This is a genomic window from Neorhizobium sp. R1-B (assembly GCF_004368875.1).
In the GTDB taxonomy this organism is placed as follows: domain Bacteria; phylum Pseudomonadota; class Alphaproteobacteria; order Rhizobiales; family Rhizobiaceae; genus Neorhizobium; species Neorhizobium huautlense.
Genome location: NZ_SOEM01000015.1, coordinates 1 through 14,764 on the forward strand (window position 1 = coordinate 1; position 14,764 = coordinate 14,764).

13 protein-coding genes are annotated in these 14,764 nt (G+C 60.7%); 2 read left to right on the forward strand and 11 right to left on the reverse strand.

What is annotated here, in order from left to right:
- Nucleotides 1–93 precede the first annotated feature (93 nt).
- From EDE05_RS18805 to EDE05_RS18850, 10 genes are all read right to left on the reverse strand, one after another.
- A complete protein-coding gene (locus EDE05_RS18805; RefSeq protein WP_132412771.1) occupies nucleotides 94–1,527 on the reverse strand; it encodes an aldehyde dehydrogenase family protein in 1,434 nt (477 codons plus the stop codon).
- 68 nt (nucleotides 1,528–1,595) lie between these two features.
- Complete coding sequence (locus EDE05_RS18810; protein WP_112801221.1) at nucleotides 1,596–2,876, reverse strand: TRAP transporter large permease; 1,281 nt, start codon at nucleotides 2,874–2,876, stop codon at nucleotides 1,596–1,598.
- Nucleotides 2,876–3,397: a TRAP transporter small permease gene (locus tag EDE05_RS18815; protein WP_105370169.1), complete on the reverse strand. Its 522-nt coding sequence runs from the start codon at nucleotides 3,395–3,397 to the stop codon at nucleotides 2,876–2,878. Before EDE05_RS18815 ends, EDE05_RS18810 begins: the two co-directional genes overlap by 1 nt.
- An 84-nt stretch (nucleotides 3,398–3,481) precedes the next feature.
- Nucleotides 3,482–4,456: a TRAP transporter substrate-binding protein gene (locus EDE05_RS18820; RefSeq protein ID WP_105370168.1), complete on the reverse strand. Its 975-nt coding sequence runs from the start codon at nucleotides 4,454–4,456 to the stop codon at nucleotides 3,482–3,484.
- A gap of 53 nt (nucleotides 4,457–4,509) precedes the next feature.
- The gene (locus tag EDE05_RS18825) at nucleotides 4,510–5,391 is read right to left on the reverse strand and encodes an amidohydrolase family protein (protein ID WP_132412773.1); all 882 of its coding nucleotides are present in this window, start codon (nucleotides 5,389–5,391) and stop codon (nucleotides 4,510–4,512) included.
- The gene (locus tag EDE05_RS18830) at nucleotides 5,391–6,527 is read right to left on the reverse strand and encodes a mandelate racemase/muconate lactonizing enzyme family protein (protein ID WP_112801225.1); all 1,137 of its coding nucleotides are present in this window, start codon (nucleotides 6,525–6,527) and stop codon (nucleotides 5,391–5,393) included. Before EDE05_RS18830 ends, EDE05_RS18825 begins: the two co-directional genes overlap by 1 nt.
- A gap of 4 nt (nucleotides 6,528–6,531) precedes the next feature.
- The gene (gene kdgD / locus EDE05_RS18835) at nucleotides 6,532–7,437 is read right to left on the reverse strand and encodes a 5-dehydro-4-deoxyglucarate dehydratase (protein ID WP_105370165.1); all 906 of its coding nucleotides are present in this window, start codon (nucleotides 7,435–7,437) and stop codon (nucleotides 6,532–6,534) included.
- 75 nt (nucleotides 7,438–7,512) lie between these two features.
- Nucleotides 7,513–8,265 (reverse strand): FadR/GntR family transcriptional regulator, encoded by a 753-nt coding sequence (locus EDE05_RS18840; RefSeq protein ID WP_105370164.1) that lies wholly within the window; start codon nucleotides 8,263–8,265, stop codon nucleotides 7,513–7,515.
- A gap of 191 nt (nucleotides 8,266–8,456) precedes the next feature.
- Nucleotides 8,457–9,686: an MFS transporter gene (locus EDE05_RS18845; protein ID WP_112801228.1), complete on the reverse strand. Its 1,230-nt coding sequence runs from the start codon at nucleotides 9,684–9,686 to the stop codon at nucleotides 8,457–8,459.
- Nucleotides 9,686–11,773, reverse strand: coding sequence for a TonB-dependent siderophore receptor (locus EDE05_RS18850; RefSeq protein ID WP_112801233.1), 2,088 nt, complete (start codon nucleotides 11,771–11,773; stop codon nucleotides 9,686–9,688). Before EDE05_RS18850 ends, EDE05_RS18845 begins: the two co-directional genes overlap by 1 nt.
- Before the next feature lie 257 nt (nucleotides 11,774–12,030).
- On the opposite strand from EDE05_RS18850, the gene EDE05_RS18855 reads away from it, so the two are divergent.
- Together EDE05_RS18855 and EDE05_RS18860 are read left to right on the forward strand one after the other, a co-directional pair.
- Nucleotides 12,031–12,990: a trypsin-like peptidase domain-containing protein gene (locus EDE05_RS18855; protein ID WP_112801313.1), complete on the forward strand. Its 960-nt coding sequence runs from the start codon at nucleotides 12,031–12,033 to the stop codon at nucleotides 12,988–12,990.
- Nucleotides 12,991–13,191: 201 nt separating this feature from the next.
- The gene (locus EDE05_RS18860; protein ID WP_112801315.1) at nucleotides 13,192–13,746 is read left to right on the forward strand and encodes a DUF922 domain-containing protein; all 555 of its coding nucleotides are present in this window, start codon (nucleotides 13,192–13,194) and stop codon (nucleotides 13,744–13,746) included.
- An 82-nt stretch (nucleotides 13,747–13,828) separates the two neighbouring features.
- Here the strand turns inward: EDE05_RS18860 and EDE05_RS18865 are convergent, their stop codons facing one another.
- Nucleotides 13,829–14,737: a DMT family transporter gene (locus EDE05_RS18865; RefSeq protein WP_105370161.1), complete on the reverse strand. Its 909-nt coding sequence runs from the start codon at nucleotides 14,735–14,737 to the stop codon at nucleotides 13,829–13,831.
- Between the last annotated feature and the right edge of the window lie 27 nt (nucleotides 14,738–14,764).

Here is a 14,764-nt window from a genome sequence, read left to right on the forward strand (position 1 = left end):
CGCTTAGCCTCAATCTCTCAAACCGCCCGGTGCGGACCCGCATGCCGGGTGGTGTGGCAGGGGTGCGATTGATTAAATCGCCCCCTATGCCGATTAGGCCAAGGTGTAGGCGGTCTTCACGACGGTGAAGAATTCCGCGGCGTACTTACCCTGTTCGCGTGGGCCGAAAGAGGAAGCCTTGCGGCCGCCGAACGGGACGTGGAAATCGACGCCTGCGGTCGGCAGGTTGACCATCACCATGCCTGCTTCCGAGTTGCGCTTGAAATGGGTGGCATATTTCAGGCTGGTGGTGGCGATGCCGGCCGAGAGACCGAAGGGCGTGTCATTGGCAATTGCCAGCGCTTCTTCGTAGTTCTTGGCGCGGATGACGCTTGCGACCGGTCCGAAGATTTCCTCGCGGGAAATCCGCATCTGGTTGGTCGCTTCGGTAAACAGCGTTGGCTGCAGATAGAAGCCGGGGGTATCGCGCTTGATAACTTCGCCGCCGAAGGCGAGCTTGGCGCCTTCCGACTTGCCGATGTCGATATAGTCAGTGTCCTGCTTCAGCTGCTTGTCGTCGACGACCGGGCCGATATGGCTGCCGGCCTTCATGGCGTTGTCGACGTTGAGCGTCTTCAGCTTTTCGGTCAGCGCCGCGACAAACTTGTCGTGGATGCCTTCGGTGACGATCAGCCGCGAGGAGGCGGTGCAGCGCTGGCCGGTCGAGAAGAAGCCGGAATTGGCGGCTGCTTCGACAGCGACGGTCAAATCCGCGTCATCAAGGACGACCATCGGGTTCTTGCCGCCCATTTCCAGCTGGAACTTGCGGTTATGCTCGATCGAAGCGAGCGCGACGCGCTTGCCGGTGCCGGTGGAGCCGGTAAACGTGATGCCGGCGAGGTCCGGGCTGTCGAGCATGGCCTGGCCGACCACCGAGCCGCGGCCCATGACGAGATTCAGCACGCCCTTCGGGAGACCGGCGCGGTGCAGGATGTCGACGATCGCCCAGCCACATCCGGGTACAAGATCGGCAGGCTTGAAGACCACGGTATTGCCGTAGCAGAGGGCTGGCGCGATCTTCCAGGCCGGAATGGCGATCGGGAAATTCCAGGGCGTGATGATGCCGATGACGCCAAGCGGTTCGCGGGTGATCTCGACACCGATGTTCGGACGGGCGGAGGGCACCATTTCACCGGTGAGGCGCAGGGCTTCGCCGGCGAAGAAATCGAAGATCTGGGCGGCGCGGATGACTTCGCCGGTTGCTTCGGGAAGGATCTTGCCTTCCTCGCGGGCCAGGAGCGCGCCGAGCTCGTCCTTTCGGGCGAGGATTTCGTCGGAAGTCTTTCTGAGGATCGCGTGGCGTTCGAGGATGCCGGAGCGGGACCAAGCGGGGAAGGCTGCCTTTGCCGCGGCGATCGCCTCTTTGGCGTCTTCGGCGCTGCCCTGGGCATACATGCCCACCACATCATTCGTGTCGGAGGGATTGATGTTCTTCGAAGCGTCGGAGCCGACCCATTCGCCGGCGATCAGGTTCTGGTAGATGGTCATTGACCTCTCCTTTCATGTGAAAGGCCCCGTCATGGGACGGGACCGTCAGATAAAGCTTGTTCAGTCGCTCACCTGAAAATGCTTGGCAGCCAGAGCGACAGGGCAGGGATGTAAGTCACGAGCAGCAATACTGCTATGCTGGCTCCGAAGAAAGGCCAGATCGTGCGCATCGCTTCACGTATCGTGATGCCGCCCACCGCGCAACTGACGAATAGCACGGTTCCGACCGGCGGCGTGTTGAGGCCGATCCCGGCATTGAGGATCATGATGACGCCGAAGTGCACTGGATCGACGCCGAAAGCCTTGACGACGGGCAGCAGGATCGGCGTTGAGATGATAACCATCGGTGCCATGTCCATGAACGTGCCAAGGACCAGCAGGATAAGGTTGATCATCAGCAGAACGACGATCGGATTGTCCGAGATCGCGCTGATTGCTGAGATGATCAGCGACTGAACCTGCAGGAATGCCATCAGCCAGCCGAACGCGGCCGCGGTGCCGATGACCAGCAGCACCATCGCCGTGGTGCGCACCGCGCCCATGACAGCCTCGACAAAACCTTCCCAGTTCAATTCGCGATAGACGAGCATGGCGACCAAGAAGGCGTAGAGGACTGCGATGCAGGAGCTCTCCGTCGCCGTGAACACACCGGAGCGGACGCCGCCGAAGATGATGGCGATCAACAGGATACCGGGCAGCGAGGCCAGCAGGTAATAACCGACGCGGGCGAGGCCGGGGAACGGGTCAGCCGGATAACCACGCTTAACGGCAACCCACCAGGCCGTGAACATCAGCGCACCGGCGAGCAGCAGGCCGGGAATGATGCCGGCGGTGAAGAGATCTGCGACGGAGACGTTGCCGCCGGCTGCGATCGAATAGAGGATCATGTTGTGCGAGGGCGGGATCATCAGCGCGATGATGGCGGCATTGGCGGTCACGTTGACGGCGTAGTCCTTGTCATAGCCGCGGGCCGCCATTTGCGGGATCATGAGTCCGCCGACAGCCGAGGCATCCGCAACCGCTGAACCGGAAATACCACCGAACAGCGTTGAGGCGACGACGTTTACCTGGCCCAGGCCTCCGCGCAGATGCCCGACGAGGCCGGCTGCAAAGCGGATCAGTCGATGGGCAATACCGCCGCGCACCATCAGGTCGCCCGCGAAGATGAAGAACGGGATCGCCATCATCGCAAAGACGTTCATGCCGGAATTCAGCTGCTGGAAGACGACGATCGGCGGCAGACCTATGTAGAGGACCGTGGCGAAGGATGCGATCCCCAGGCAGAACGCGATCGGCATGCCAATCAGCATCAGGACAGTAAAAGAACCAAAAAGGATGGCGTAGGCCATTACGCAGCCTCCTGCACGAGGACGTCGGCAGCCACTTCAATGCCGACAACGACATCGACAAAGCGCTCCAGAGCGAACAGAGAGATCATCGCGCCGCCGACGATCATCGGGAAGAAATCCGTGCCACCCGGCCAGCCGAGAACGGGAATGGTGGCCGACCACGTGCCGATCGCGAGTAGCGTCGAGTAATAGGCCATTCCGATGCCAAAGAGCACGATGAGGCCGAGACTTATGAGATCCATCGTTTTCTGGATCACCGGCGGCATGACGTAACGGACGATATCGAGCCCGAGATGCACGCTCTCGCGAACGCCGACGGCTGCTCCGAGCATGATGAACCAGGACATCAGATAAAGTGACAGCGGCTCGGACCATGTCGGGGAATCGTTCAGCACGTAGCGGCCGAAAACCTGCCAACCGACGATGAGGGTCATGGTGACCATGCCAATGCCGGCGATGTAAAGTGACATGCGACTGAGCCCGCCCAGAAGGGGTCTTATGGCCAGCATGAAGTTTCTCATGATTACGTCCTCCCGCCGGTGTCTGCGAAAAACCGGCCTACAAAAAAACCGGCCCTCGAAGGAGGGCCGGTCTACCGCTTGAACTTACTTTACGTCCTGGATGCGCTTCAGGAGATCCTTCATCTTCGCATCGGTAACGAAGCGGTCGTAGACCGGCTTCATGGCCGCGGAGAATTCTTCCTTGTTGACCTCGATCACCTTGACGCCGCCGTCGCGGACCTTCTGTTCCGAGCTCTTTTCACGGGCCGCCCACAGTTCCCGCATCTTGCCGACGGATTCCTTGGCGGATTCCTTGACGGCCTTCTGGTCTTCCGGGCTCAGCTTGTCCCAGGACGTTTTCGACATGACCAGAATTTCCGGGGTCATGGAGTGCTGCGTCAGGGAATAGTTCTTGGCCACCTCGTAGTGACGAGCCGATTCATAGGAAGGCCAGTTGTTTTCCGCCCCGTCGACGACGCCGGTCTCGAGCGAGGAATAGACCTCACCCATCGGCATCGGCGTAGGATTGGCGCCGAAGGCCTGCATCATTGCAATCCACATGTCCGACTGCTGGACGCGAATCTTCATACCCTTAAGATCGGCGAGCTTCTCCACCGGCTTCTTGGTCGTATAAAAGGAACGTGCGCCGGAATCATAATAGGCGAGACCAACGAGACCATGGGGTTCGAAGGCTTTCAGAACCTCATCGCCAATCGGGCCGTCGACGACCTTGTGCATATGTTCGGTCGAACGGAACAGGAAGGGAAGGCCCAAAACGGCTGTCTCGGGCACCAGGTTGTTGAACGGAGCGGCGTTCACGCGGTTCATGTCGATGACGCCGAAGCGGGTCTGTTCGATCGTGTCCTTCTCGCTGCCAAGCACCGAGTTGTTCATGACCTGGATCTTGATGCGGCCGTTGGTGCGCTGCGAAATCAGTTCGCCCATATACTTGACCGCTTCCACGGTCGGATAGCCGTCCGGATGGATGTCGGCGGAACGCAGCGTTACTTCCTGCGAATGGGCGGTTGTCGCGGCGAGCGCCAGGCCTAGTGCAAGGCCGAGCATTTTGGTGAGTTTCATGTTTTCCTCCTCTGGTAACACGCCGGAGCCTCCATGCTCCGGTCGTTCTGTCGTCAGTCTCTTTCAGCCGTCCACGCGGGAAGGCCGTAAAGTTCTTCTGGATTCTTCACGAGCGCGAGGTGACGGGCCGTGTCGTCTGGGAGCCAGCCGAGCACGGTATCAGTCAGCGCCGCATCGTTCGGATAATCGGCCTGCTCGCGGGCGAGATTGTGGGGCCAGTTGGTGCCCCAGACGATGCGCTCGGGCGCATAGGCTGCGATTTCGCGCGCCACTGCCGCCACATCGGCATAGTCCGGGCCGCCGGACTTGGACGACTCGTAGACGCCGGCGAATTTGAACCAGCACCTGCCGCCGTCGATCAGCCGCTTGACCGCTGCGACCTGCGGACTGTCGGGCGTGACGCCCGCAAAGAATTTGCCATGATGATCGAGCACCCAGCGGGACTTGAGCTTGGCCAGTCTTGCCTCGTGGTCAAGAATGTTGCTGCCGTCGAATTGTATCGCGAGCATCCATCCCTGGGAGGCTGCTTTCGAATCCACCGCTTCCAATTCGCCGAGGTTCACCGCGCCGCCGGGAAGATCCATGATCCGCGCGCCGACATTGCCCGCTGCGGAAAGGCGCTCCAGTTCTGGGTCCGACGTGGTCGAGTCGATGACGCAGACACCGCGGGCGATCGAGCCGAACTCGGCAAGGCAGGCATTGAGGTTGGAATTGTCGCGCTGCTGGGCATTGCCCTGGGTGACGATGACCCGATCGATGCCGATCCAGCGCATGAATTCAAGATACTGGGCAGGCGTCGGTAAATCTCCTGCCGGCAGGCCTGGGCCGCCGGGCAGGGAAGGGTAACCCGGCAGATAGGCATGCATCTGGGTATCGACCGCGCCCTTGGGCAGTTTAGTCTTGGGAGGATTGCCGGAAAGGGTGCGGACGAGCATCAGATGTCTCCCATGCGGAATTCAGCGAGCGCATCGCGGTTGATCTCGATCCCGAGGCCTGGGCCGTTCGGAATCTGCACCACGCCGCGCTCGTGTTCGATCGGCGTTTTGATCACCGCTTGCCGGAACGGGTTATCGGTGCGGTCGAATTCGAGGATCGGTTCGATCGGGTTGACGCGGACCGGGCTTGGAATCATTGCTGCCATGAATTGCAAGGCTGCCGCGATATGCACCGCCGTACCCCAGACGTGCGGCACGACGCGGATGCCATGCAATGCGGCGAGGTCGGCGACGCGCTTGGCCTCCGTGAAACCGCCCACGCCAGCCAAATCGGGCTGCAGAATGTCTACCGCACGGGTTTCCACCGGTTCGCGTATACCCCAGCGGCTGTGCCAAGTCTCGCCGCCGGCAACCGGGATCGGCTGTCTGGCGCGGACTTCTCGATAGGCAGCGAGCTGTTCCGGGACGACGGGCTCCTCGAACCAGTCGATTCCGAACTGCGATGCTGCGTTGCCGAGCCTGATGGCTTCCACCGCGTCATATCCGTGATTGGCATCGATCATCAGGCGCATGTCCGGGCCGGCGGCATCGCGGACTGCGCGTATGACGCGCAGATCTTCCTCGACGCCGAAGCCGATCTTGATCTTGGTGGCGTGAAAACCCTCTTGGCGGTAGCGGGCGACATCCGTCGCATTGTCCTCGACCCGGTCGACACCGTCGCGCTTGAAGCTGCCGGTTGCGTAGGCCTTGACGGACTCGCGAAAGCGACCGCCGAGCAGGATCGAGACCGGGACACCGAAATGCTTGCCCTTTATGTCCCAGAGCGCGATGTCGATGCCGGACAATGCTGTGACGGCAAGGCCACGCTGGCCCTGGTCGCGAAGCGCATTGTAGAGCCGCGCCCAGATCTTTTCGGTTTCCAGCGGATTTTCGTCGACCAGCCAATTTGCATAGGCTGCGACGACCGCAGCATTCGGTCGGGCAGGGCCAAGACACTCGCCCCAGCCGATCGTGCCGTCGTCGCACTCGATCTCCACCAGAATATGCGCGCGGCGATCGAAGCGCATGGAAGCGCTTTCGAAGGCGACATCGAGCTTGTGTTCGAGAAGATGGGTGCGAACCGATGCGATCTTCATGGCATTACCGCTTGTGGGAGCCGATGAGTTGCAGAAGCATGTCTTCTTCGTCCGCTGTCAGATCGTCCAGCGGCGGGCGTACCTTGCCCGCATCGAAGCCCTGGAGGCGAACGCCAGCCTTGATTGCCGAAACCGCATAACCCTTGCGACGGCTGCGCAGCGCCATGAACGGGTAGAAGAAGTCCCTCAGGATCTCCTCGCAGCGTGCGCGATTGCCCGCCCGAAGAGCCTTGTAGAACTCGACGGCCAGTCCCGGCACGAAGTTGAAGACTGCTGAGGAATAGGTCGTGAAACCGGCCCCGAGATAAGCTTCCGCAAAAAGTTCGGCAGTCGGCATACCGCCGAGATACATCAGCCGATCGCCCATGGTGGCGGTGATCTGCCGGACCAGTCCGATGTCGCCGGTGCCGTCCTTGAAGGCGATGAGGTTCGGGCACTCATCACACAAGCGCTTCAGCGTGTCGACCTGCAGGACGGAATTGTCGCGGTTGTAGACCATGACGCCGATGCCGACCGACTGGCAGATGCGCTTCACATGATGATAGAGCCCTTCCTGTGGCGCATCGATGAGGTAATGGGGCAGCAGCAGGATGCCATCGGCGCCGGCCTTTTCGACGGCGCGGGCGAGTTCGACGCCCACATGGGTGCCGAAGCCGCAGCCGGAAACGATCGCAGTCTTGCCGGAGGCTTCCTTGGCGGCTGCGACGATACCGGGAATTTCGTTCGGAGAGAGCGAGAAGAACTCGCCGGTGCCGCCGGCGGCAAAGAGAACCGGCGCCTCGAAACCAGACAGCCATTCGATATGGCGGCGATAACTTTCCGGTTGAAACTGGCCTTCCTTGTCGAAATGGGTGACGGGAAAGGACAGCAGGCCGGCCCCAAGCGTAGCCTTGATTTCTTCAGGCGTCATGATCTGTATTTCCTCTGTAAACGTCTCCTCCGGACGGAAATTGTCGTACAGGTCGGAGTTACTTGTGTCAACAAGTTATCTTACAGATTCCCGCATCTCTCTCAGGAGGGTCCGGTAGCGCAGTTGGGCACCGCGCAGGTGCCGTCGCATCGCCTCGCGAGCGCCTTCCTCGTCGCCCATGGAGATCGCGCTCACGATGGCGTTATGTTCATCGTCCAGGAGCTTGATATAGGCCGCCTGATCGGCCTCGGAGTCGTCCGGTCGCAGAGCAGCGCGGGGGATGAGATTGCGTCCGATCATCGTGAGAAATTCGCGGAAGCGGGGATTGTTTGTCGCTTCCGCGATCGCGAGATGCAGTGCGAAATCCGCCTCGCTCGTCGGCTTCGAGGCCTCCAGACAGGCGCGAACTGCGTCATGTCGTTCGAGGATAACTTCCTCCTGCGCCGGTGACCGCCGGAGCGCTGCGAGCCCCGCAGCCTCCACCTCCACTGCAGTTCTGAGCTCGAGCAGCTCGATCATCGACGACACGCGAGCGAGGTCGGTATTGGAAAGTGATAACATTGCGGGACGATTCGGCGCGGAGGTCTCCAGCACGAAGACGCCGGCGCCTTGCCGTGCCTCCACCAGCCGGTCGGCCCGAAGTGCGGCTATCGCCTCGCGGACAACGGTGCGGCTGACGCCATGGGCCGCCGTCAGCTGGGCCTCGCTCGGCAGTTTCGAACCAGGCGGAAACTGACCGCTGGCGATCGCCCGCCTGAGCGTTTCGTCAAGCCGGGATACGAGCGTTCCTGATTTCTTCCCGGTATCCGCATTCGTCTCCACGCTCATAGGTTCCCTCATCCTTCTCCAGCCACGCCGAGTATTCCACTCGGGATAGCGTCTATTTCCGGTGCCCTGTTGTGCAAGATGTATGATAACTTTGGGTGGTTGTCATCAACAACGTTCGTATTGCAGGAAGGCGCGGCGCGCTCGCCGCCGGAAAGTGGGCAGGAACAAGCGGCACAGATGCCGCTTCCGCCTTACGAAGCCAAAGCGTTTTCAGGTCTGGCCGATGCCGCAATCGCGGGGGCGGCAACGAGAGCAAGTGCCGCAGCAGAGGCAAAGAATATTCCGTAGCCGAAGGCGTTTGCAATCTGGCCGGCCAGGATTCCGCCGAGGATGCTCACCAAAGCGTCCATGCACTGAAAGAGGGTAAAGTCGATTCCAGCCTGCCGTGGATCCGACCAGCGCATGAACTGGGCGTAAAGCGCGACGAAGCCAAAAGCCATGATGCCGGACGAACTGCCGATCGCTGCGACGACCAGCAGGCTTTCCGGCAGCAGTTTGGTAAAACCTGCAAGGCTGAACAGCGCGAGAAACGCCGCCTGGACAAGGAGTGAGAGCGCCAGCACGGGCCGCACGCCCCACAACCTGACGCAGAGCCCGCCAAGAAGTGCCGCGGCCAAGCCCACGAAAAGGCTTCCCACTCCGTTCAACAGGCCTATCGTCGCCACGTCGAACCCGGAATCGACGAGGAAGGGGCCGATCATCCCGAGCGCTGTTTTCTGCGCGATCACAAAGATCGCCGAAACCAGGAGGCCGCGACGCAGCTCCGGCCGCCTCAGCGGAGCGCCGAGCGATGGAACGTGCTGACGGGTTTCCTCCGGCAGGTTCCGTGCGGCGCCGAACAGGAAGGGCAGGCCGAGAAGGAGCAGGATCGCTGATATCGTCCAGGATGCCTGAGACCAGCCGAAGGCCCCGACCAGGTAAAGGAACAGGCCACCGCCTATCGCCGAACCGAGATAGGCGCCGCCGACCTGTGCGGCGTTGCCCCAGCCATGCTGCGCCTTGGACAGCGTCTGAACCGCAAAACCGTCACAGGCGATGTCGACCGTCGAGGCAGCAAAGGCCACAACCGTCAGGCAGGCAAGCAACGGAAAGGCTTCACTCGGCGTCAGGCTGCCGACCAGCAACATGCCGACGATCGAGATCAGTCCGCCTGTCGCAACGATTTCGGCAGAGCGGTTTTTTCCTCTTGGCGGCAGCCGGTAGCGCTCCACCCAGGGCGACCAGAGGAATTTGAGCGCCCAGGGCAGCGCGATCAGCGAAACATAGCCGATCTGGTCGAGCGGTACGCCCTCGGAGCGCATGATCGCGGGAAGGCCGGCCCAGGTAACGCCGCCGATGACGCTCTGCGCGACGTAAAGCCCACCGATCCCCGTGAGCACGAGGAGCGGCGAGGGCGGGTTGCGGATCGCTGTCTCAGCCATCAGAAGCGATAACGCAGGCTGCCATAGACCGTGCGTCCTTCGTCCCAATAGCAATTTCCGGCAGAGCAAACCGCCTTCTGGGTGTCGAACAGGTTCTTGGCGTTCACCTGAAGGGTCAGACCCTTCAGGTCCGGGTTCTGATAGCCGAAGTCGTAGGACAAGGCAGCGTCCATCAACGTGCGGGAATCATTCTTGAATGTATTCGTGTCGTCGCCATAGCTTTCGCCGATATAGCGGACGCCGGCGCCGAGACCGAGACCGGCGAGCGGACCGTCTTCGAACAGATAGTGCCCCCACAGCGAAGCGATGTGGTTCGGTGTAGCGGAAAGCTGATTGCCGACCGTGCCTGCCAGTCCCTTGTCGATCTCCATGCGCATGTAGGTATAGGAGGCGATCAGGCTGAAGCCGTTGTCGAACGAGGCGTTTGCCTCGAGTTCGATGCCGCGCGAATGCAAGTCGAGCTGGCGCTGAACCTGATTGCCGTCCGCGTCGAACGTACCGTCATAGACCACGCCGTCGGTCTGCTTGATATCGAAGTAGTTGGCGGTGATGACGGCGTTCGTATCCGGGATCTCATATTTGACGCCCACTTCGACCTGGTCGGCGAGCGTGGGTCTGGCAACAGATCGAACGCCGGAGGTGTCGTACACGAAGCCGAGGTTTGGCGAGAAGGACCGCGAATAGTTGGCATAGGGAATTACGCCCCATTCGGTTTCGTAGGATATTCCAACTCGGCCGGAGAAGGCGCTATCGGTACTGTCGATCTCGGTCAGGGCAGCCGTGACGCTGTGCGACTTCGCCCAATCCTGTCGACCGGTCACGAAGAACGTCCATTTGTCCCATTCCATCTGGTCGTGGAGATAGAGGCCGTACTGGTTCATTTCCTGGCTGCCGGAGAAGAAGAAGGGCTGCGACTTCAGGTCGTCGACCGATACGAAGGAGGAGGCGGAACGTGCGCTGTAGTCGGTCCAGCTGTAGTTGAAGCCGGCGACGGCCGTGTGGCTGACCGGGCCGGTGTCGAACTCGAACTGCGCCATGTTGTCGATCGAGAAGTTCTTCACGTGTTCCTTGTAATGTCCCCAATAGCGGGTGGGAGCAGCCGGATAAAAGCCGCTATACTGCAGATCGGCATCGACGTCGTGATAACGCAGGTTCTGCCGCAAGGTGACGACTTCGTTCAGGCGGTGCTCGAATTCGTATCCGATGCGGCCCTGCTTGGTGGTGAAATCGTTCCAGTCCGGGTCGCCGGCATAGGTTCGCGAGACAGTTCCGTAGGTTGGATTGTCGTAGAAAGCCGTGCCGCCCGTGACCGAGCGGGAATATTCGCCGAGCACCGTTAGCTTGGTGTCTTCATCCGGCTTCCAGGTAAAGGCCGGGGCAATATAGAACGTGTCGTCGGGATAGCCATCAATATGGGTGTCGCTCTTCCGGCCGAGCGCTGTCAGGCGGTAGAGGAGCGTGCCTTCTTCATCCACAGGCCCCGACAGATCGATTGCCGCCTGATACCTGTTGTCTTGCCCGATCACCGTCTCGACCTCATGGAAGGGCTCGTCCTTGGGACGCTTGGTGACCAGATTGACGATGCCGCCGGGGCCGCTCACACCATAGAGCGATGAGGCCGGTCCTTTGAGGACGGTGATACCCTCCAATCCGTAAGGTTCGGTCCGAAACCAGGCCGAGGGGCCATTAAACTGCTTCAACCCGTCGCGGAAGAGACCGGTATAATAGGCCGGGAAGCCGCGAAGATAAAAAGCATCATAGCGGGAATCGTAGCCGAACGTGTTCGGATTGGCGCCCGCGGTATAGCTCAGCGATTCGTTGAGGGTGCGCGGCTTCTGGTCCTCGATCTGATCTTGCGTAACGACCGAAACGGCTTGGGGAATTTTGACGATCGGGGTGTCCACCTTCGTGCCGATCCGGTCGGATTTTGCGACATATCCTTCCTGAACGAGGATGTCGTCGCTTTCCGACTCGAGAATGATCGGCGCGAGCGTCGTATCGGCGTTGGGATCCTGAGCCTTCGCCCAGCCAATGGAAGTGATGACCACGCCTGCCGCCAGCAGGCCCACCCGCACTTTGATTCTCATAACTTGCCCCTAGACTCATGAATAGTTCGAGCTCACAAATATGATACTGTCTGTCGAGTATTAATGGCGGTTCGAACGGGGGCAATTCGAAGATATCGGCTGGTGTATCCGGTAAGCATCAGATGGCGAGGGATGAAATCGGCGTCCGCTTCAGGCCTGTCGCAGCGCATTCTTGTTTCGCGACGGCCTACCCACCACATGCTGTTCTTCTTCCGCTTCTTCCATTTCCAGAAGCGCGGATTTCTGGAGTTCTTGCCATGGGTTTCATCGACATCAATCCTCCTGTTCCCGAGGATGGCGCCCTGCTTGACGTCTATTCGGAGACTGTTGCCGGCGCGGTTGATCGCGTCGGCCCTGCCGTCAGCCGCATCGAACGGCTCGGCGACAACGGCCATGGGTCCGGCTTTGCCATATCGCCCGACGGGCTGATCATCACCAATCACCATGTCGTCGGCGACGCGAAGGCCGTGCGCATCCGCAGCGCCGACGGCGCGGTGGGGCAGGCGAGCGTGCTCGGGCGCGATGCGGATACCGATATCGCACTTGTTCGTGCCGACATGGACGTCCAGGCCTGGGCCAGGCTCGGCGATTCGAAGAGACTGCGCCGCGGCCATGTCGCGATTGCCATCGGCAATCCGCTCGGCTTCGACTGGTCGGTCACGGCCGGCGTGGTTTCGGCACTCGGACGCTCGATGAGGGCGTCGACCGGCCGGCTGATCGAGGACGTCATACAGACGGATGCAGCACTTAATCCCGGCAATTCCGGAGGTCCGCTCGTCTCGGCTGCCGGCGAAGTCGTCGGCGTCAACACGGCCGTCATCCGCGGTGCGCAGGGCATCGCCTTCGCCGTCGCCTCTAACACGGCGAATTTTGTGGTCTCCGAAATCCTGCGCTTCGGGCATGTACGCCGGGCTTTTGTCGGGATCGTCGTCGATACGATCGCGCTGCCGCGTCGGATAGCGTTGAAGGCTGGGATGACCCAGGAGACGACGGTACGCATTCGCCGCATCGATCCGGGCAGTCCCGCGGAGCGGGCCGGGTTGAAGGAGGGGGATTTCATCCTGGCGATCGACGGCCAGCCGGTCAGCGGCGGGGATGATCTTATCCGTCTCCTGGATGGAACGCGAATAGGCAGGGAAACGCCGATTACCCTGTATGATCTCGATTCACGGATCACCCACCGGGTGCTGGTTCCAGCAGCGAGGCCGAAGACCTGATAATCGGCCGAGTCGGCGCTGGTTGTCGCTTCCCGATCAGGATTGTCGCCGGCTATATGTATGGAGCAGATGCGGTGACGGGCGGCGGTGGAAATTGAAACTTGTGGCGGTTCTCGCTACGATTTTGCGCAAACACGCAAGGGGAATCGGTTGACGAAAGGCATTGGACTTTGGGCTGCAGCCTCTTTTGCGCTCCTCCCGATGGAGGCATCAGCGCAGGCTCAGTGGCAGCCGGTCGAACAGGTGCAGACCTATCCCGTTACCGGCGATTCCGGGATCGATCTCTATGGATCGATCGGTGAAAGAGGCCCAAAAGTGGGCAAGGAGGTTCGGGCCATTGCCCACACCAACTTCAAACTCACCTGGACTAGGAAATACGAACCACAGCCAGATGGTGCCTGTACCCTGGTCTCGGCAAAACCGAAGCTGATCATCACTTACGTGCTGCCAAAGCCCGTTTCTCCCTTGTCGCCGGAGATTAAGAGGAAATGGGATATCTTCATCGCGGGGGTCCGTCGGCACGAAAATGTGCACGGGGTTATGATCGTCGACATGGTGAAGGAGATCGAGCGGGTGAGCGTCGGCCTCACGGTCGCCAACGATCCGAGGTGCTCTAAAATCCGGACGGAGCTGACCGCGAAACTCGGCGAGATTTCCAGGACTCACCGCAAGCGCAACAGCGATTTCGACAAGGTCGAGATGAGCGAGGGCGGCAACGTCCATCAACTCATCCTGAACCTGGTGAACGGCAAATAGTCGAGGCAGCCGCAAGGGCGGCTGCCAGAACGATTCAACAAAGTGGCGTAGCTATCTGTTAAGGCTGACTAAGCGCAGTACTTCACCTCCTGCGCATCAGATTGACGATCAGCACGCCGAGGATCGCTATGATGCCGCCTGCGGCCCCGATTACGGTGGGCACTTCGCCAAGCCACAGGAAACCGATCAAGGTGGCGGTCGGGGGGACGCCATAGAGGAAGTTTGCGGCCCGGGCTGCGGACAGGCGCTTCAAGGCGACTGCCCAGGTGACGTAGCCGATCACGGTCGGAAAGACGACCAGATATGCGACGCTCCAGTTCACGTCGGCGGGCGCAACGGCAAGCGCCTGTATCGTGAAAGGTACCGCCGGGAGCAGGGGAATGGAACCGATCAGCATCAGCCATGCGGTGACGGCAAGCACCGGCATCCGACCAAGGATCGGCTTCTGCAACACGCTCGCGACGGCGGAGCAGAGGGCGGCGCCGAGAATAAGGATGGCGTTGGGATCGAGATCGAAGCCGTTTTCGCTCGATGCAGCGATAAGAGCGACGCCGGCAAACGAGACCGCCGTGCCAAGCCAACCCCACTTCCCGAACCGCTCGCCGAGAACGAAGGTCGCAATCAGCGCAGTAAAGACAGGCATCGTGTTGATGATGAAGCTTGCCGGCCCCGCGGCGACCGTCCGCTCGCCCATGTTCAGCAGGACCGCATAAGCTGCGATGAACAGGATCGCTGCGACGGAAAGCCTCACGACATCCCGCCTTGCGGGAAGTACCGGCCTTGCCGCAGCGAGATAAAGGACTGCGATCAAGGCCGCGGAAACATAGCGTGCGGTGGCGAGTTCGATCGGGGTCAATGCCCCCAGACCGATGCGGATGGCGGCGAAGGAGGAAGCCCAGAAAACGATCGTCACGAGGATCGCGGCGAAGGCAATCCAGTCAAATCCCTGTCTTTCATTCATTGCTGGTGAGTCCATTGCAACAGTGCTCATGTCTGCCTCCGTCTGGCGTAGTCGACA

Bases quoted from the DNA above. Each gene is read 5' to 3' on its own strand.
- EDE05_RS18805 (WP_132412771.1), bottom strand. From the start codon at position 1,527: ATGACCATCTACCAGAACCTGATCGCCGGCGAATGGGTCGGCTCCGAC.
- EDE05_RS18810 (WP_112801221.1), bottom strand. From the start codon at position 2,876: ATGGCCTACGCCATCCTTTTTGGTTCTTTTACTGTCCTGATGCTGATT.
- EDE05_RS18815 (WP_105370169.1), bottom strand. From the start codon at position 3,397: ATGAGAAACTTCATGCTGGCCATAAGACCCCTTCTGGGCGGGCTCAGT.
- EDE05_RS18820 (WP_105370168.1), bottom strand. From the start codon at position 4,456: ATGAAACTCACCAAAATGCTCGGCCTTGCACTAGGCCTGGCGCTCGCC.
- EDE05_RS18825 (WP_132412773.1), bottom strand. From the start codon at position 5,391: ATGCTCGTCCGCACCCTTTCCGGCAATCCTCCCAAGACTAAACTGCCC.
- EDE05_RS18830 (WP_112801225.1), bottom strand. From the start codon at position 6,527: ATGAAGATCGCATCGGTTCGCACCCATCTTCTCGAACACAAGCTCGAT.
- kdgD (WP_105370165.1), bottom strand. From the start codon at position 7,437: ATGACGCCTGAAGAAATCAAGGCTACGCTTGGGGCCGGCCTGCTGTCC.
- EDE05_RS18840 (WP_105370164.1), bottom strand. From the start codon at position 8,265: ATGAGCGTGGAGACGAATGCGGATACCGGGAAGAAATCAGGAACGCTC.
- EDE05_RS18845 (WP_112801228.1), bottom strand. From the start codon at position 9,686: ATGGCTGAGACAGCGATCCGCAACCCGCCCTCGCCGCTCCTCGTGCTC.
- EDE05_RS18850 (WP_112801233.1), bottom strand. From the start codon at position 11,773: ATGAGAATCAAAGTGCGGGTGGGCCTGCTGGCGGCAGGCGTGGTCATC.
- EDE05_RS18855 (WP_112801313.1), top strand. From the start codon at position 12,031: ATGGGTTTCATCGACATCAATCCTCCTGTTCCCGAGGATGGCGCCCTG.
- EDE05_RS18860 (WP_112801315.1), top strand. From the start codon at position 13,192: ATGGAGGCATCAGCGCAGGCTCAGTGGCAGCCGGTCGAACAGGTGCAG.
- EDE05_RS18865 (WP_105370161.1), bottom strand. From the start codon at position 14,737: ATGAGCACTGTTGCAATGGACTCACCAGCAATGAATGAAAGACAGGGA.